General features: G+C 68.6%; 11 protein-coding genes. 3 read left to right on the top strand and 8 right to left on the bottom strand.

From position 1 onward, the window contains the following. Nucleotides 1-65: 65 nt before the first annotated feature. Nucleotides 66-968, top strand: a complete 903-nt coding sequence (locus CFE50_RS02780) for an NAD-dependent protein deacetylase (RefSeq protein WP_241808139.1) — start codon at nucleotides 66-68, stop codon at nucleotides 966-968. Here CFE50_RS02780 and CFE50_RS02775 read toward each other — a convergent pair. The 3 genes from CFE50_RS02775 to CFE50_RS02765 form a co-directional block, all read right to left on the bottom strand. Next, nucleotides 895-2,040, bottom strand: a complete 1,146-nt coding sequence (locus tag CFE50_RS02775; protein WP_286730802.1) for an acyltransferase family protein — start codon at nucleotides 2,038-2,040, stop codon at nucleotides 895-897. The two genes, CFE50_RS02780 and CFE50_RS02775, sit on opposite strands and share 74 nt — an antisense overlap. 420 nt (nucleotides 2,041-2,460) lie before the next feature. Further along, nucleotides 2,461-4,893 carry a glucan 1,4-alpha-glucosidase gene (locus CFE50_RS02770; protein ID WP_286730801.1) on the bottom strand — a complete coding sequence of 811 codons (2,433 nt, stop codon included), beginning with the start codon at nucleotides 4,891-4,893 and terminating at the stop codon, nucleotides 2,461-2,463. A 101-nt stretch (nucleotides 4,894-4,994) separates the two neighbouring features. Beyond that, entirely contained in the window at nucleotides 4,995-7,226 is a 2,232-nt protein-coding gene (locus CFE50_RS02765) for an FUSC family protein (RefSeq protein WP_286730800.1), read from the bottom strand. A gap of 164 nt (nucleotides 7,227-7,390) precedes the next feature. Between CFE50_RS02765 and CFE50_RS02760 the strand changes: the two genes are divergently transcribed. After that, the gene (locus CFE50_RS02760) at nucleotides 7,391-8,323 is read left to right on the top strand and encodes a LysR family transcriptional regulator (RefSeq protein WP_286730798.1); all 933 of its coding nucleotides are present in this window, start codon (nucleotides 7,391-7,393) and stop codon (nucleotides 8,321-8,323) included. Between the two features lie 139 nt (nucleotides 8,324-8,462). On the opposite strand, the gene CFE50_RS02755 is transcribed toward CFE50_RS02760, so the two are convergent. The 5 genes from CFE50_RS02755 to CFE50_RS02735 all read right to left on the bottom strand — a co-directional run bounded on the left by CFE50_RS02755 (nucleotide 8,463) and on the right by CFE50_RS02735 (nucleotide 14,014). Further along, entirely contained in the window at nucleotides 8,463-8,996 is a 534-nt protein-coding gene (locus CFE50_RS02755) for a cytochrome b (protein ID WP_286730796.1), read from the bottom strand. An 86-nt stretch (nucleotides 8,997-9,082) separates the two neighbouring features. After that, complete coding sequence (locus CFE50_RS02750; RefSeq protein ID WP_241808147.1) at nucleotides 9,083-10,351, bottom strand: arsenic transporter; 1,269 nt, start codon at nucleotides 10,349-10,351, stop codon at nucleotides 9,083-9,085. A 48-nt stretch (nucleotides 10,352-10,399) separates the two neighbouring features. Next, a complete protein-coding gene (locus tag CFE50_RS02745; RefSeq protein ID WP_286730794.1) occupies nucleotides 10,400-11,503 on the bottom strand; it encodes a metallophosphoesterase family protein in 1,104 nt (367 codons plus the stop codon). 1 nt (nucleotide 11,504) lies between these two features. Next, nucleotides 11,505-12,809, bottom strand: coding sequence for an MFS transporter (locus CFE50_RS02740; protein ID WP_286730791.1), 1,305 nt, complete (start codon nucleotides 12,807-12,809; stop codon nucleotides 11,505-11,507). A gap of 251 nt (nucleotides 12,810-13,060) precedes the next feature. Beyond that, complete coding sequence (locus tag CFE50_RS02735; protein ID WP_027600005.1) at nucleotides 13,061-14,014, bottom strand: bestrophin family protein; 954 nt, start codon at nucleotides 14,012-14,014, stop codon at nucleotides 13,061-13,063. A 430-nt stretch (nucleotides 14,015-14,444) separates the two neighbouring features. Between CFE50_RS02735 and CFE50_RS02730 the strand changes: the two genes are divergently transcribed. Then, nucleotides 14,445-17,300 carry a DUF748 domain-containing protein gene (locus CFE50_RS02730; protein WP_353743996.1) on the top strand — a complete coding sequence of 952 codons (2,856 nt, stop codon included), beginning with the start codon at nucleotides 14,445-14,447 and terminating at the stop codon, nucleotides 17,298-17,300. Nucleotides 17,301-17,313 lie beyond the last annotated feature (13 nt).

Here is a 17,313-nt window from a genome sequence, read left to right as displayed (position 1 = left end):
TGCGGCTTGCCTCGCGGCATAACCCTTTCCAAGCTGGGGATATCGCCCGCAATCCCAGGTGCACGATGTCCCTGCCCGAGCTCCAGTCCTTTATCGCCCGGCACGAGCGGATCTTCCTGCTCACCGGTGCCGGTTGCAGCACCGATTCCGGCATTCCCGACTACCGCGACCGCGACGGCGCCTGGAAGCGCCCGCAACCGGTCACCCTGCAGGCCTTCGTCGGCGACGAATTGTTGCGCCGCCGCTACTGGGCACGCAGCCTGATCGGCTGGCCGCGCTTCTGCCAGGCGCGGCCCAACACCACCCACCAGGCCCTGGCGGCCTTGGAGCGGCGCGGCCAGGTGGAGATGCTGCTGACCCAGAACGTCGATCGCCTGCACCAGGCCGCCGGCAGCGAGGCGGTGATCGACCTGCATGGGCGCCTCGACCAGATCCGCTGCCTGGGCTGCGAGCTGCGCCTGCCGCGCCAGGAATTCCAGCAGTGGCTAGGTGAACTCAATGGCGACTGGCTGCAACTGGACGCGGCTACCGCGCCGGATGGCGATGCCGATCTGGAAGGCGTGGATTTCATGAGTTTCCGCGTGCCCGACTGCCCGCGCTGCGGCGCCCTGCTCAAGCCGGACGTGGTGTTCTTTGGCGAACACGTGCCCGGTGCGCGGGTGGAGCGCGCCTTCGCCCACCTGAGCCGCGCCGATGCGCTGCTGGTGGTGGGCTCGTCGCTGATGGTCTATTCGGGCTTTCGCTTCGCCCAGGCCGCGGCCCACGCCAGCCTGCCCATCGCCGCCCTAGGCTATGGCCGCACCCGCGCGGACGACCTGCTGGCGCTCAAGGTGGAAGCCTCCTGCGCCCAGGGGCTGGCCTTTCTGCTGGAGTACCCCGGGGCGGCGCCGGCGCTTACGCCGGCACTTGCCGAGGCCGTGGCGCCCGGCCCAGGTGCATCAGCGGACGCTCGATCCAGCGGTAGCTGAGCATCGACAAGAGGCAGGCGAGCACCAGCACCGGTGGCAGCAGCGCCATGAAGCCGACCGTACCCAGGACCTCGACCGACCCCAGGTTGAGCAGGGTGAAGAGGCCATAGAGCAGCAGGCCGTGGGTGAGATAGAGGCTGTAGCTGATCTCGCCCAGCACCTTGAGGCCGCGACTGCGCAGGAGGCCGAAGAGGTCGTTGCCGGCGGCCATGGCGGCGAAGGGCAGCGCCAGCGCCAGCATCTGCCTGAGGTTGTAGTCCGGCTGGGTCATGGCATAGGCCACCAGCGCCAGCGACAGCGCCGCCACCAGGGGCGTGCGCAGCCAGGCCAGCAGCGCCGGCCGATGGACCTTGACGAACACCGGCAGGAAACCCAGCAGGAACAGCAGGCCGAAGCGCGCGCCCAGCACGTGATAGTGATAGCCGGCGGCGACCAGACCGCCCACCAGCAGCACCGAGATCAGCAGCGGCAGGCCGAAGCCGCGGCGATTGAACAGCGCGGCGATGAGCGGCAGGGCCAGATAGAACAGCGCCTCGTAGCGCAGCGTCCAGTGGGCGCCGGCGGTCATCCAGCCGCTCTCCTCCAGGCCATTGAGACTGAAGCCGGAAAACAGCTCCCAGCTGAACAGTTCGAGCATGAAGCGCTGGCCGTCGGCGATGACGAAGTGGGTGCGGATCAGGGTGAAGAGCACCACCACGGCCACCACGCAGAGATACAGCGGCATCACCCGCAGTACCCGCGACCTCAGCAGCTCGCCCCAGTCCGGCGTGCGCCGGTAGACCTTTCCGAAGAACAGGTAGCCAGTGATCATGAAGAACAGCGAGACCGGCACCACGCCCATGTTGTAGAGCAGGTCGCTGTCGGGTTCGCGCCACTGGCCCTCGGCCTTGAGGTGATAGGTCAGTACGAAATGCAGGCAGACCACGGCGGTGGCGAGGATGCCGCGCAGGGCATCCAGCGGCGAGGAGCGCACCAGGGTCTCCTCGGTCAGCAGCGGGCTGCGGCGCAGGGCGAAGGCCAGCAGCACCAGGGTGCCCAGGTAGAGGGCGATGGGGAGAGCGACGTCAGTCATATCCGTGACCTTTTCGACAGGAGCAGGCAAAGACCCGCCCCCAGACCGCCTGAGCGGTCGCCGGAGCGAGCGAGAGAAAAGCAAGACAGCCGGGCACGCTACCGCGCGGTACGCGACCGAGGGCAGAGAGACCGGAAAGAGAGGAGAACAACGGCGAACGGAAGGATCCGCCCGCCTCAGGAAAGCGCGAGAACGCCCATCAGACAAGTCTTGTTACAGGCGTTCCCTTGGGTTAGACGTTTCGTTGGCCTCCATCTGCGGCTCTGGCGCGCCGCTTCACGGCTGCATGCCGTTCGTCGGCGTCCGTGATCGAGAGCAGGCAATCCGATCTCGACGTCAGCCAATGCTGCCTTTTGGGCTGCACTCGTTGCCAAAAAGGCAGCATTGGCCACCTGGGTAGCTCTTGCGTCCAGGCCTGTCTCAGGGCGCCAGTGCCCGCGCCACCACCGGGTAGTGATCCCACACCTGTCCATCCGCCATCGAGCGCAGCAGCTTGACGTACTCGGCATGGGACCAGGCCAGGGGTGTCGCCGAATCGGTGCCCTGCCCCTTGGTGTAGCCGTGGCGCCGGTTGTCGCCCACCCCGTCCCAGACCTGCTCGGGCAGCATCAGGCCGGCGTTGGCGAACAGTTCCAGACCGCGGACGTAGGTGTCGCGCAGCTTGCCGAGCGCCGCCGCATCCGGCTTGCCCTGCAGGACCAGGCGGGCCAGCTCGTAGTGCCCGCGCTCACCGGTGAAGATCGGCCAGACCCGGCCGCGCAGTCCGGAGTTGGGCACCGGCTGCTCGGTGGCCGGGAAGTTGATGCCGGAGCTTTCGCTCTCGCCATAGCCGTCGTTGCCGTAGCGGCGCCAGCCGGGGAAGGTGCCCTGCACCCCTGGGTACTGGAAGCTGTACTTGACCCGCAGATTCTCCGGCAGGCCCTCGTCGTCCAGCACCGCCAGACTCTTCTGCACCAGGGGATCGCCGGCCGGCCGCACGCCGTAGCGCACCAGCTCGAGGAAACCGGCGTCCAGCACCTGGTCTTCCGGCAGACCCGGACGGCTGTTGTTGTCCACCAGCTTGCCCTTGTCGTTCGGGTCGGGATTCTGGGTGATGCGCAGGTAGTAGTTGCCAGCGCCCAGGCTGCCCTGGGTGGTGGCCATGGTCTTTTCCACCTGGCTCGAATAGCGCCGCGCGGTGTCGCGGTAGCGGCTGGCATTGGCCTCGTCGCCGGCATGGCGCGCCAGTTCGCTGGCCGTGGCCAGCCCGGCGATCACCGCCGCGGTGGTGGACGGCGAATAGCCCCACTGCTCTTCCCAGCGCTCCTGCTGGGTCTGCGGCGGCTTGACCTGCCAGGTGTTCCAGCCCAGGTTGACCTGGCTGTCGCGGGCGAGGAAATCCGCTGCGGGCCTGAGCATGTCGCGATACCAGCGATCGATCTCGGCGTCACCCAGCAGGCCGCCCTGCCAGAGGCGATAGCCGAGCATGATCGGCATGGCGGTCTGGTCCAGTTGCACGCCCACCCATTCGATGGTGCCGTCGACGTGGGTCTTCTGCAGGAACCAGCCGGTGGCACCGGGCGCGCGGATCTCGTCGCCCTGCTTCTGCTGGTGGATGAAGGCCGAACTGTCGGCCGGCTTGTGCGCGGTATTGGCGTCCACCTGCACCTGCTTGAGGTAGCTGAAGGCGACCTTGGGCGTCTGCCGATCGCCCAGCGCCAGCAGCGCCATGGCGCACTGGTAGAAGTCCCGCGGCCACACCGCCTTGTAGCCGGTGGTGCCCTTGGCTGCCGGCACCGTTTCGCCCCAGGGATTGGACAACGAGGCGATCAGGGCGCCGGCGTAGGTCTTGTCTTCCTGGGCCTTGAGCACCAGGGCGCTGGCGTTGACCAACTTGCCGCCGTCGCCGGCCTGGGCCTGCAGGCGCGGCAGCTGATCGAGACTGGCCAGGTAGTCCTGCCAGCCGATGGCATCGCCCTCGCCGTTGTAGTGGGCCAGCACCTTCTGATAGCCGCGGGCCAGGGTGGCATCCGCCGCCGCCTCGGCCTGGCGCGGATTGGCGCCAAAGCCCACCACCACGTCCAGGGTGGTCTCGGCGCCCTTGAGCGGCAGCTTGGCCAGCATGGCGACGTTGCCGGCCTGGTCGCCGGTGCTGCTGTAGAGCTGGGTCAGCTTGCCGTTGCGGCGCAGGTCGTCGAGGCCGTCGGAGCTGCCGACGAAACCCACGGTGGGCGTCTGCAGGGGCTGGCTGGCCTTGACCACCAGGGCGTGCTCGCCTTCGCTGGCGTAGAGCACCGCGCCCTTCACCGCCGCGCGATCATGGCTGCCGCTGTTGGCCAGCGCCGGATCGACATAGAGATAGGGCTGGATGCGCGGATCCTGGCTGCGAAAGATGACGCGCATGACCAGGGTGTCCTGGTCCGGGTCAGTGAAGACGTGCTTCTCGATCTCGTAGCGGCCCTGGCGGTCGCGATTGACGATCCGGTAGGCCAGGGAAGTCGGCCGGCCGGCGCTATCGGTGGCCAGGTATTCGATGCGGCTGTCGGTGTCGTCGCGCTCCAGGTGGGTGAAGTCGGGGCCGCGGATCACCAGTTGCATCTCGCGCAGCTGCGCCTCGTGGATGAGGCCCTGCATGGTCTCGGTGACCACCCCCTGGGCCAGGGAAAACCAGACCCGCGAGACACGCCCGGTGCTGGCCTGGTCGCTGTAGGCGCCATCGCGATAGGCCTCGTAGCTGGTGCCGATGCCGGTCTTGCCGGAATAGGACCAGAAGGGTGCGGCGCCGGGGGCGCCCGGGGCTTCCAGGGCAGACGCCAGGGGCGTCAGGAGAAAACTGGCGGAACAGAGCAGCGGACGGACGAAGCGGACGGGCATGGGCAGGCGGGCCTTGTTCTGGTTGTGCCGAAAGTCGCATGGCAGAGGGCCTGCTGGCCCTCCCCGTCCGTAAGCCTAGTCGGATTTTGGCGAGCTGCTGGCTAGCCTTCGTCGCGCGCCGGTGGCCGGGGCTGCGGCAGGTACCCGGCCAGGGGCGAATCCGGCGCCAGCAGCGAGGTGCGGATGACGTGCAGGTAGCTGGCGATGCGCCGCAGCGGCGAGCGGTCGAAGTCGCCCGGCGTGGGCTCCAGGTGGCGCTGGGCCTGATGCGCGAGCAGGATGGCCTGGTCCACGGCGCCCAGGGCGCGGGCCAGGTTGGCGGCATCGGGCTGGCGCGCCAGCCGCACCAGCGCCCGGCCCAGGGCGCGGATCGCCAGGCGCCAGGCGCGCTGTTCGCGATACCAGGGCAAGGGCGGCAGCGCGGCCTGTTCCAGACGCAACTCGATGATGGCGTGGCCCAGTTCCAGGCTGAGAAAGGTCCAGCGCAGCAACTGCCGCTGCACCAGCGGCTGGCCCACGGTGAGCACCTGCACCTGATTGAGCAGATCGCGCAGGCCGGAATCGAAGCGGCCACTCAGGCCGGCCAGGGGCGCGCCTATGGCGTGGACCAGGCGCTCACGCAGGGCAGCCTCCAACCGCCGCCAGACCCAGGGCTGGCTGGGCGGCAGCAGCACGCTGACGGCCACCGCCGCCACGCCGCAGGCCACGAGGTAGGCCAGGTAGGTGTTGCAGAAGAGCTCGGCGTCGTAGCGCGGCAGATTGCCCGGCAGCGCCGCCGAGCAGAACCAAACCATCAGCCCGGTGCCATAGCCGGCCAGGCGTGGCCGGGTGATCAGCCAGGCGCCGGCGGTGAACACCGGCGCCAGCACCAGCAGCAACAGCGCGAAGCCATCGATCCAGGGCAGCACCTGGAAGTGCAGCAGACCGCCGGCCAGGGCCCCGACCAGGGTGCCACCGGCCAGCTGCAGGCAATAGCGGCGCGGATCGGCCGAGGTGGAGGCCAGCGCCGAGATCAGCGCCGCCGCCAGGGTGCAGGCCGCGCCGCTCGGCCAGGCGGTCTCGATCCAGAACAGCCCCACGCCCAGCACCACCAGGGCGCTGCGCAACCCGGCCATCCAGGCCACCGCGCGACTGGCGAGCGGCGTGAAGGTCTCGCGCGTCCTGGGCGCGGTGCCGGTCGGCAGGTCCAGCTCCAGCTGGGTATTCAGCAGCAGGTGCAGATCCTCGGCGAAGCGATAGAGCAATTCGGCGGCGGTGTCGTAGTCGAGGCGATCGACTTCGACCGCAGGCGCCGTGCGAGCCAGTTGCTGGCGACCGGCGCGGATCGCCGCCATCAAGGTTTCGCGCTCTGCGGCCAGGCGCTCGTTGAGCCGACGCAGATCCCGCTCCTCCGGTAGCCGACCCAGGCCTGGCGCCAGGGCGGCGGCGATCAGTTCCAGGGCGGGCGCCAGGGCCTGACGCACCGCCGGCGGGCGCTCGGCCAGGCGCTCCAGCAACTGGTAGAGGGCATGAAAGCGGGTGTTGAGCAGCATGAGCCGATTGCCCAGGGCCGCCAGGCGCCCGCTACGGCGCCGCAGATAGGGCTCTTCGAAGACGCTGGCGCTGCGCAGGCTTTCGAAACCCACGGAATCGGCGGCGAAGCGGGCGCTGAGCGCGGCGAAGCGTTCGGCGTCGAGGCGGTCGAGCAGGCCGTCATGGGCCATGGCGAGAAAGTCGCGCAGGCGCTGCGCCAGGGTCCGGCGCAGCACGCCGCGGGTGGTCTGCGGCAGGATCGCCACGCTCACCATCCCGGCGCAGCAGATGCCCAGGGCGATCTCCAGCAGCCGCCAGATCGCCTGCAAGAAGGCGCCCTGGGGCTGGGCCACCGCCGGCAGCCCGACCAGGCAGGCGGTATAGCCGGCCAGCAGGAAGGCATAGCTGCGAAAGTCGCGATAGCGCGCCGCCCCGCGGGTGCAATAGCCGATCCACAGCACCAGGGCGCCGAGCAGCAGCACCCGCTCCTGGGCGAACAGGGCGATGGCGGCCACGGTAAAGCTCAGGCCGGCCAGGCTGCCGAGGATGCGATAGAAACTCTTGGCCAGCACCTGGCCGCTCTGCGGCTGCAGGACGATGAAGACGGTGACCAGCACGGTGCTCGGTTGCGGCAGTTCCAGGCGATAGGCCAGCCACAGGGCCAGGGCCGCGGCCAGCAGCGCCTTGGCGATGAAGGCCCAGGTCTGGCCATCGGTACGCGCCCATTCGCGAGCGGCGCGGCGCCAGGCATTCAGGCTGAGCCAGCGTTGGCGCGGAACGGAGCGGGAGGGCCGCAGGGGCAACGGCGAGGCGAGGGGCATGCTGGGCAACGACGGGATCGACGGGAGGGGGCGAGACGCGGCGCCTCGGCGGCCATTCTAGGAAGCCGGGTCCGTCCGGATTAAGCCGGGTGCGACAGCAAAGAGCGTTAACCAACGGGCGGGTAATGGCCCACAATGGCCCTTTCCACCGCCCTGCCCCGCCCATGGATCATCTCTTCAATCTGCGCGCCTTCGCTTGCGTGGCCCAGACCGGCAGCTTCACCGCCGCCGCGCGCCAGCTGGAACTCACTACCGCCTATGTGTCGCGAGCGGTCAGCCAGCTGGAGCAGCACCTGCAGACCCGGCTGCTGCACCGCACCACCCGCCAGTTGCGCCTGACCGAGGCCGGCGAACGCTACCTGGTGCGCTGCCAGCGCATCCTCGCCGACCTCGACGAAGCCGATGCCGAGGCCCGCCACGCCCTGGCCGTGCCGCGCGGGCGGCTGCGCATCCACACCATGACCGGCCTCGGCCAGCACTACCTGATCCAGAGTCTGGCCAGCTATGGCGAGCGCTATCCCGAGGTCGACCTGGATCTGCAACTGACCAACACCTTCACCGACATCCTCAAGGAAGGCTACGACCTGTCGCTGATCCTGGCCGACGGCCTGCCGGACTCGGCCTTCCATTCGGCGCGCCTGGGCAGCACCCACAGCGTGCTCTGCGCGGCGCCCGCCTACCTGGAACGCCAGGGCCGACCGACCACCCCGGCGGAGCTGACCGGGCACCGCTGCCTGCGGCTGGTCAATCGCGCCATGGCGCCGGATCGCTGGTTGCTGGAAGGGCCCGAGGGCCTAGCCGAGGTGGCGGTGGATCGACCGCCCTTCCAGGTCAACACCGCCGATGCCCTGGCCGAGGCCGTGGCCAGCAGCCTGGGCATCGGTGCCCTGCCGCTGTACGCCGCGGTCGAGGGTCTGGCCAGTGGCCGCCTGCAACGGGTGCTGCCCGGGCACCGGCTCTATGCCCTGGACATCCATGCGCTCTATCCCTCGCGGCGCTTTCTCGACGCCAAGATCCGCACCCTGGTGGACCATCTGCGCGATACCCTCCCTGCTCTGCTGGAGCGTGACCGGCAGCGGGTGGAAGGCAGCGCCTAGGTTCTGTACGAAAAGTCGCCGAACGAAGGTCAGGCGAGGCGAAAAACGCTGAGGAAGCGGAATTTACGTGTGGTAAATGAGCATTCCGAAGCGGTTTTCAACGACGCATCACCGAGTGCAGGCAGTTTTCGTACAGAACCTAGAGGCGTTGCTCGGGCAGCATCCGCTCCAGCGTCCCGTCCCGGCGGATCGCCACGTGCCAGACCACCGCCGCCACGTGCAGCAGCACCAGGCCATAGACGGCGAACTGACCGGCCACATGGATGCGATTGGCGAGGATGCCGAGGGCTTCGCGACGGGGAAAACCCGGCAGGGAAAACAGCCCGAACACCGGCACCGGCTGGCCCTGCCCGGCCATCAGGTAGCCGGTCACCGGCATCACCAGCAGCACGGCATAGAGCAGGCCGTGATTGAGACCGGCGAGCAGCCGCAGCAGGCGCCCGTCGCGGGGATTGGCCGGCGGCGCCGGATGCCGCCAGCGCCAGGTCAGGCGGATCAGGATCAGCAGGAACACCGAGATCCCGGTGGATTCGTGCAGCAGGTACCAGAGGGTTCGCACCGGCCCGGGCGGAAAGTTCTCCGCCACCCAAACAAAGGGCAACAGCAGACACAGCAGGGCGACGGTCAGCCAGTGCAGGGCCTGGGCGAAGCCGGTGTAGCGGGCGATGGCCATGAATAGCGCTCCTTGGCAGAGGTATCCCGATAGTGCCCCAGGCGCAGCGGCAAAGCCGCTACGCCCGGAAACCGTCCGTCAGAGCCCTACAGATGGATCAAGGCAGCCAGCGCCAGCAACAGCGCCGGGATCATCACCACGGCGCCCAGCTTGAGGAATTGCCAGAAGCTCACCGACAGCCCTTCGCGGCGCAGCGCGGCCAGCCACAGCAGGGTCGCCAGGGAGCCGGTGATGGACAGGTTGGGGCCGAGGTCGATGCCGATCAGCACGGCGCCGGCGATCTTTTCCGAGACATGGGCGGCCTGCACCGCCGCCCCGGCCAGCAGCCCGGCCGGCAGGTTGTTGACCAGGTTGCTGCCAAAGGCCACCAGCAGCCCGGCGCCCCAGGCGGCGCGCTCCGGGGTCGCCTGGGCGGCGGCCTGCAGCTGATTGGCCAGCGCCTGCAGCACTCCGGTGGTCTCCAGGGCTTCCACCAGCACGAACAGCCCGGCCACCAGCGGCAGCACGCCCCAGGAGATGTGCTTGAGCAACTCCAGACCGCCGCCGCGCTTGCAGGCCACCACCACCAGGAAGGTGGCGAAGCCGGCCAGGAAGGTCGGCAGACCCAGCTCCAGATCCAGCGCCGAGGCACCGAGCAGTACCAGGATGGTCAGGATCAGGCCGCAGCCGGCGATGCGTCCGGTGGTGGGCAGCGCGTCCACCGCGCCCCCTGCGGACAGCTGCTCGGCACGCAGGACCTTGGCCTGGGTCGCCCAGAGGGTGAGGAAGGTCGCGGCGATGGCCAGGATCGACGGCACCGTGAACAGCGCCAACCAGCGGCTCAGCTCGGGCATGTGTTCGGCGAAGACCACCAGGTTGGCCGGGTTGGAGATCGGCAGCACGAAGCTCGCCGCGTTGGCGATGAAGGCGCAGGAGAACAGATAGGGCAGCGGATTCTTCACCTTCGCCGCGCGGGTGGCGTAGTAGACCGCCGGGGTCAGCACCACGGCGCAGGCGTCGTTGGAAAGAAACACCGTGACCAGGATGCCGACGCCATAGACCAGCGCGAACAGCCGCAACGCCGAGCCCTTGGCCGCGCGCACCGCGTGGCCGGCGACCCAGTCGAACAGCCCTTCCTTGCGGGCGATCTCGGCCAGCAGCATCATGCCGATCAGAAACAGATAGACGTCGGTGCCCTTGGCGATGCCGTGCCAGACGCCGTCCAGCGGCAACAGGCCGAACAGCGCCAGCAGCACGGCACCGGCCACGGCGAACAGCGCCTCCGGCAGACCGAAGGGCCGCGAGACCACCCCGAGGGTGGCCAGGGCGGCGATGACCCACGTCAGGACGTGGGGAGTGGTGACGATGGACCCCATGAAAGCGCTGTTCCTTCTACTCGAGTCGCGAGGTCGGCGCTGCCGACCTCACCATTTGCGGCCATTGCGATTGGGTCCCAGCTGGGTCCCCAGCACGCCCTTGGCCTGCCATTCACCCAGCTGGGTGCGATCCGAACCCCAGTCGGCCGGCGCTGCCAGCGGCCGGTGACCGCCGTCCAGCTCGAGCCGGTCGACATCTTCGCCACCGCGGGCGTCCCTGACCCGCACCTGCAATCGCCGCGTCCCTTCCGGCACCGGCCGATCGCCCTGGTAGCGACCCTTGCCCAACGGTTGCAGCGGCCACCAGGGGCCGTCGTCGCACTGCCATTCGCAGGCGGTGAGGTCGGCGTCGCCCAGCACCAGCACCCGGCACTCGCGACCCTCGGCCACGCCAGCGCCATTCAGGCGGGGATCGCCAGGCGCGGTGATCTGCACCCAGGGCCAGCCGTCGGGCAATTCGCGAAAGCGCCAGCTCACCGCCGGACCATCCAGGGTGACCAGCGCGAATCCTACACCGCCTTCCTCGATCTGACCGGTGGATCTGCAGGCGGCATAGAGCACGCCGCCGTCGTGGGCCAGTTCGTTGTAGTGGGTGTGACCGATCTCCACCAGGCGCACCGGGCCCTCGTGCAGCAGCCGGGCCACCCGCTCGGCCTCGCCGGGCTCCTGCAGATCCGCCGGATAGCTGTGCATGAAGACCACGCAGCGCTGCTCCAGCCGGGTCGCCTGGTGCAACTCCTGCTCCAGCCACTGCAGCTGCTCGCCGCCAAGGCGGAAATCCGGCCCGCCGGTGCCCGGTCCGCACATGTCGAGGAACAGGCAACGCACCCCGCCCACCTCCCTGGAATACGGCAGTTGCGGCACCTGCAACTCGGTATAGAAGGGGCCGAGATCGCCGCCTTCCATGTCGTGATCGCCGGTGATAACCGTTACCGGCAGCGGAAAGCCGTCCAGCAGCCGCTTGAGCAGCCGGTACTGCTCCGCGGTGCCGTTGTCGGCGTTGTCCCCGGGCAGATAGACGAAATCCAGTTCGGTGCGCCCGCGCAGGCGCTGCAGGAGGGTCTGCAGGTCCCGGGCGTTGTCGGCCTCGGCGGTGGTCAAGTGCAGATCGCCGATATGGGCGAAGGCGAGAAAGTCATCCTGGCGTGCCATCTCAGCCTCCCACCACAGTACCGGTCGAACGCGCCGCCTTCCCGGCGACGTGCTCGTCGCGGGTCTCCGGCATCAGCAGCAGATAGAGCACGAAGCCCACCGCGGCGATGGCCGCCAGGGTGGTGAAGGCCGCCGCATAGCCGAAGCGGACGATGATGATCCCGGCGATGGTGGCACTGATCGCCGCGCCCAGCCCCTGGGCGGTGGCGATGGCACCCTGGCTGACGTTGAAGCGTCCGCTGCCGCGGGTCAGGTCGGCGACGATCACTGGCATCAGGGCGCCATAGATCCCCGCGCCAATGCCATCGAGCAGTTGCACCGCCACCAGGTAGTAGGGGCTGTCGGAAAAGGTGTAGAGCACGCCGCGGATCGCCAGCACGGCGAAGGCGAAGAGAAAGATCGGCTTGCGCCCGAAGACATCGGCCTTGCGCCCCACCAGGATGGCCACCGGCACCATCACGCACTGGGCGGCGACGATGCAGACGGCCACCAGCGAGGTGGCGCTGTCCTTGCCGACGATATGGGTCAGCTGCTGGCCGACCGAGGTCAGCATGGCGGCATTGGCCAGGTGGAAGATGGCGGCCAGCAACGCCAGCAGTTGCAGCTTGCGATTGGCCAGCACCGCCTGCCAGGCCGACACCGGCTGGGAATCGCGGGCACCGTTTTCCTCGCCCAGCCCCTGGGCCAGGTCATCGTCGATCTCGTCCTGGGGTACCCGGACGATGGCGACGATGGAGGCCGCGGCGAGCAGCGCCATCAGCCAGAACACCACGGTGGGACCGAAGAAATAGGCCAGGCCACCGGCCAGCGCCGCCGAGACGGCGTTGCCGGCATGGTTGAAGCCCTCGTTGCGGCCGATGTGCTTGGTGAAGGCCTTGGGGCCGACGATGCCCAGGGTAATGGCCGCCAGCGCCGGGGCGAAGATGGCCGCCGCGGCGTGGGCCAGCGACTGGGTGGCCGCCACCACATAGAAGTTGGAGACGAAGGGCAGCAGCACGCTGCAGAGGGTCACCACCAGGGCGGCGACGCCGACCATGAGGCGCTTGTGGCGGGTACGGTCGATCAGGGCGCCGGCCGGGGTCTGGGCGATCAGCCCGGCGATGCCGGCGAGGGTCATGATGAAACCGGCGGTGGCCTCGTTCCAGCCCTCCCCCGGACCGCGCACGGCGATCAGGTAGATGGCGAGATAGGGACCCAGGCCGTCGCGGACGTCGGCCAGGGTGAAGTTCAGGGCATCCAGGGCATGGCGCGCGCGGCGAGAGGGTTCGGCGCTGGCCCCGGCGGTCGGGAGACGGGTTTCGGACATGAGCGGGCATCCGTAGCGAGATATAGGTCGCGGGACGCAGGTCCCACGGCACCTCTCGCCCCGGCCCGCCAGCGACCCATGGCAGGCGCCGCTGGGCCCCAGCCAACCACCGCTGCCAGGGGAGATTGCAAAATGTGACCGGAGCGAAGCGGCGCTAGTGCCGTGCCCTCAAGAAAGAAATGCCTCTGGCGCGGGACTTTCCGCACGTTTTCCACCCTGGCGGCCCGGCGTCCCCTGAGTGACGCCGCCGATCAGGCCACCCGTCGGCTCGGCGCGGCGTCGGCCTCGGGCTGGGCCAGGGCCACGGCGCTGCCCTCTTCGCTGCGCGGCCGCAGCATCGACAGCAGGTTGGCCTCGATGGTGGCGCACAGCTTGTCCATGGTGATCTGGTGCTGGCTGTCGGCGAAGGGCGCCTGCAGATCGCTGCCGATGCGCTCCAGGGCCAACAGCATGAAGCCGACCACGGTGGACACCAGCGGGGTGAACCAGCCGAGGGTGGAGACCAGGCCCAGTGGCATGGCGATGCAGAACAGGAAACTGAACAGCTGCGGAAAGCAGACATAGGGATAGGGCAAGGGGGTATTGGCGATGCGCTCCATGCCGCCCTGCCAGTTGGACATGTCCACCAGGGTCTCTTCCAGCCGCGCCAGGCGGATGCTGTCCAGCCGGCCCTGGCGGTATTCGCTGGCGATCAGCTCGGCGGTGCCGGCGAGGATGTCGTTGGCGAAGTTGAGGCTGCCTTCGGCCAGCGCCAGTTCGTGGCGGGCCAGATAGGGCGCGGCCGCCTGGGCCGGATCCTGGCGCTTGAGCTGGGCGCGCAGGGCATGCAGATAGCCCATGTGCCGACGCAGGAGCACCGCCTTGACCCGGTTCTGCGCCTTGCCCTGGTCGTCGATCAGGGTCAATACCTGGCGGCCGAAGCTGCGCGAGCTGTTGACCATGGCGCCCCACAGGGTGCGGGCCTCCCACCAGCGGGCATAGGCGCTGCTGTTGCGAAAGCTGATCAGCACCACCAGCGCCGAGCACAGCAGGGTCAGGGGCGTCAGCGGCAGGTCGAAGCGATCGTCGACGAACAGCATGGCGTCCACCGTCACCGCCACATCCCACAGCAGCAGACCGAACAGCGACCAGCCGACATAGCTGAAGGTGGTGCGCAGGAACTGGATCTTCTTCTGGATGGAATGGAGCTGGATCGGACTGGACATCTGCTACTCCCGGCGACGCGGATTCTCGATTCGCGGTTGCCCTGGCCGTCCTGTCGTCACGCCGCGAGCCGTCGAGCCCGTCACCGCCTCCCCTCCCTGAGAATGCAACCTGTTCGCGAGACTAGTCGGCGGTCCTTAAGTCAAACTTAATCTGGAGCGACGGGCGGATCATGGCAAAGTGCCGTGTTAGAGCCTTCGGCAAAGGCCCCGACGCCTCTACCAGAAGCCTTCCCATCCACCTGACCACTGATCGGTCGTGCGTCCGCGCCACTCGTCCGGATTGGCGAAAATGTGAGCGATCCTGCAACCGCTCCTGTAATCGTGTCCCTGATGGCTCGCATAGCCAGCAGTGCTTTTGGGACGGCCACCGCCCTCGTCGCCGGGGGTGCCGTGCCATAATCCGGGCACCTTCGCCGTCCCAGATGCCTGCATGTCCAGAATTGTGAAAGCGAGCCTCGTGCTGCTCGTGCTCTTGGCCCTCTACAGTCTGCTCGGATTCCTGGTCGGACCGCGCCTCGCCCTGCACTACCTCAACCAGACGCTGACCGAGCGCCTCACCCAGCCGGCCAGTCTGCAGGCGCTGAGGTTCAATCCCTTCACCCTGCAACTGCACGCCGAAAAGCTGCTGATCGGCCCGGCGGAGCATCCTCTAATCGCCGCCGAAGGCTTCTCGGCCGACCTGCAGTGGGACAGCCTCTGGCGGCGCACCCTGCACCTGACCGAGGTGCGCCTCGACCAGCCCCAGGTCGATCTGCGCATCGCCAAGGGCGGCCAGGTCAATCTGGCTCAGCTCTGGCGCAGCGAGCCCGCTACCCCCGTCACGCCGACGCCGGCCGCCACGGAGCCGGGCCAGCCCTTTCCGGTGCACATCGAGCGCATCGCCCTGGTCGGGGGCCGCCTGCATTTCCTCGATGCCCAGGGCGCCCAGCCGGTGGAAGCCACCTTCACCCCCCTGGATGCCACCCTGCAGGAGTTCCGCACCCGCAGCGGCGACACTCCCGGCCAGCTGGCACTGACCGCCACCACCGCCCAAGGCGGCCAGCTCACCTGGAAAGGCAGCCTGGATCTCCTGCCGCTGCGCAGCGAAGGCGACCTGACGCTGAAGGGCGTCAGCCTCGCGCCCTGGTGGCCCTATGTGCGCAACCAGTTACCCCTGGCGCTGGGCAAGGGCCGCCTGGAAGCCAGCGCCCACTACCGCCTGGACCTAAGCAAGACCCTGCAACTGCAGGTCAGCCAGGGCCGCCTGGCGCTCGACGACGTCGCCGTGCAGGCGGTGAACGCCGAACCCAAGGCCAGCTTCAAGCGCCTGGCCGCCGAGGGCATCGCCCTGGATCTGCAGCAGCGCGAGGTCTCCATCGCTCGCCTGCGCGGCAATGGCCTGGATGCCTGGGGCAATCGCGAGCAGGACGGCACCCTCGACTGGCAGAAGCTATTTCCCGCCAGCGACGCCCCGAGCAGCGGCGGCCCCGGCTGGCGCGTGCGCCTCGACGACGCCCAGCTTAGCGACAACCAGCTGCACCTGGTGGACCGCGTACCCCAGGAGCCGGCCAGTCTCTATTTCAGCGGCCTGGACCTGGCCGTAAAAGGCTTCGACAGCGCTGGCAGCAAGCCCTTCGACCTGGCGCTCAAGACCACCCTGGGTGATCGCGGGCGCATCACCGCCAACGGCCAGCTGGCGCTGACGCCCCTGCAGGGCAGCTTCGACATCGGCATCGACGAACTCAACCTGCGCCAGGCCCAACCCTATCTCAGCCCCTATGTGCGCCTGGAGATCCGCAGCGGCCAGTTGGCCAGCCGGCTCAAGGTGGCCCTGGCTCCGGGCGAACCCCTGGGCCTCACCGTCAGCGGCACGGCCCAGGTCACCCAGGTGCACGTGCTCGATACCCTGCACCAGCAGGACTTCATGCGCTGGCAATTGCTGGACCTGCAGGGCATCGCCTTCGAACTGGGCAAGCGGCTGGTGATCGACCAGATCGACCTGGAAAAGCCCTATGGCACCCTGGTGATCAACGAAGACCTCAGCAACAACTTCAGCGCCCTGCTGGTCCCCCAGCCGAAGAGCGAGTCGAAGGACAGCTCGCCACCGCTGCAGATCCGCATCGGCGGGGTGAGCATCAAGGACGGCAGCGCCGACTTCGCCGACAACAGCCTCAAGCCGGGCTTCGCCACCAACATCCAGTCCCTGGAAGGCGGCATCGGCACCCTGGACACCGCCGCCTCCAAGCCGGCCGACATCCACCTCGCCGGCAAGGTCGACCGCTTCGCCCCGGTGGAGATCAAGGGCCGCCTCGATCCCCTCGATCCCCTGCAGCAGCTGGACGTGACCGCCTATTTCCGCCAGGTCGAACTCACCACCCTGTCGCCCTATACCGGCAAGTTCGCCGGCTACGCGGTGCGCAAGGGGCGCCTCGACCTGGACCTGCAATACCGCATCGACGACGGCAAGCTGCAGGCGCAGAACCACGTGGTGCTCGACCAGCTGGAACTGGGCGAGCGGGTGGACAGCAAGGACGCCGTGGACCTGCCGGTGCGCCTGGCGGTGGCCCTGCTCAAGGACAGCCACGGTCGCATCGACCTGCGCCTGCCGGTGGCGGGCAATCTCGCCGACCCCAACTTCAGCGTCATGCCGGTGGTCTGGCAGACCCTGCGCAATGTGCTCAGCCGCGCCATCCAGGCACCCTTCCGCATGCTGGCGGGACTGGTCGGCGGGCACGAGGCGGATCTCAGCGCCATCGATTTCGCCCCCGGCAGCACCAGCCTCTCGGCCCAGGCCCGCGGCGAGCTGGACAAGCTGGCCGCGGCCCTGCGCCAGCGCCCGCAGCTGACGGTGGAGGTCAAGGGCCATGCCGGCGCCGCCAGCGATGGGCGCGCCCTGGCCGCCAGCCAGCTGGAAAAGGACTTCCAGACCCAGTACTTCAACCTGCTGCAGCGTCGCGGCGACAAGGTCCCGGCCGATCCCAGCCAGTTGCAGGTGCCCGCCGACATGCGCGCGCCCCTGCTGGAAGGCCTGTACCGCCTGCGACTGCAGGCGCAACCGCCGCAGGAATGGGATAGTCTTGACGATGCCACCCGCACGGCGCGCCTACGCCAGGCGGTGCTCGAAGCCTGGAGCGGCAACGACGGCCTCCTGCGCAGCCTGGCCCAGCAGCGCGCGGGTGCCATCAAGACCTACCTGGTGGACACGGCGAAACTGGATGCCCAGCGGGTCTACCTGCTGGACGTCAGCACTCAAGCCCAATCCGGTGAATCGCCCACGGCCGCGCAGTTGCAGCTCGGGGTGCTCTGACCGGTCAGGAGAC

The organism is Pseudomonas sp. PGPPP4, assembly GCF_002256045.1.
Lineage (GTDB): Bacteria > Pseudomonadota > Gammaproteobacteria > Pseudomonadales > Pseudomonadaceae > Chryseomonas > Chryseomonas oryzihabitans.
This window is presented reverse-complemented; position numbering and strand designations above follow the sequence as displayed.

Coding starts and splice junctions, on each gene's coding strand:
- CFE50_RS02730 (WP_353743996.1), top strand. CDS start 14,445: ATGTCCAGAATTGTGAAAGCGAGCCTCGTGCTGCTCGTGCTCTTGGCC.
- CFE50_RS02755 (WP_286730796.1), bottom strand. CDS start 8,996: ATGGCCATCGCCCGCTACACCGGCTTCGCCCAGGCCCTGCACTGGCTG.
- CFE50_RS02770 (WP_286730801.1), bottom strand. CDS start 4,893: ATGCCCGTCCGCTTCGTCCGTCCGCTGCTCTGTTCCGCCAGTTTTCTC.
- CFE50_RS02735 (WP_027600005.1), bottom strand. CDS start 14,014: ATGTCCAGTCCGATCCAGCTCCATTCCATCCAGAAGAAGATCCAGTTC.
- CFE50_RS02745 (WP_286730794.1), bottom strand. CDS start 11,503: ATGGCACGCCAGGATGACTTTCTCGCCTTCGCCCATATCGGCGATCTG.
- CFE50_RS02780 (WP_241808139.1), top strand. CDS start 66: ATGTCCCTGCCCGAGCTCCAGTCCTTTATCGCCCGGCACGAGCGGATC.
- CFE50_RS02775 (WP_286730802.1), bottom strand. CDS start 2,040: ATGACTGACGTCGCTCTCCCCATCGCCCTCTACCTGGGCACCCTGGTG.
- CFE50_RS02760 (WP_286730798.1), top strand. CDS start 7,391: ATGGATCATCTCTTCAATCTGCGCGCCTTCGCTTGCGTGGCCCAGACC.
- CFE50_RS02765 (WP_286730800.1), bottom strand. CDS start 7,226: ATGCCCCTCGCCTCGCCGTTGCCCCTGCGGCCCTCCCGCTCCGTTCCG.
- CFE50_RS02750 (WP_241808147.1), bottom strand. CDS start 10,351: ATGGGGTCCATCGTCACCACTCCCCACGTCCTGACGTGGGTCATCGCC.
- CFE50_RS02740 (WP_286730791.1), bottom strand. CDS start 12,809: ATGTCCGAAACCCGTCTCCCGACCGCCGGGGCCAGCGCCGAACCCTCT.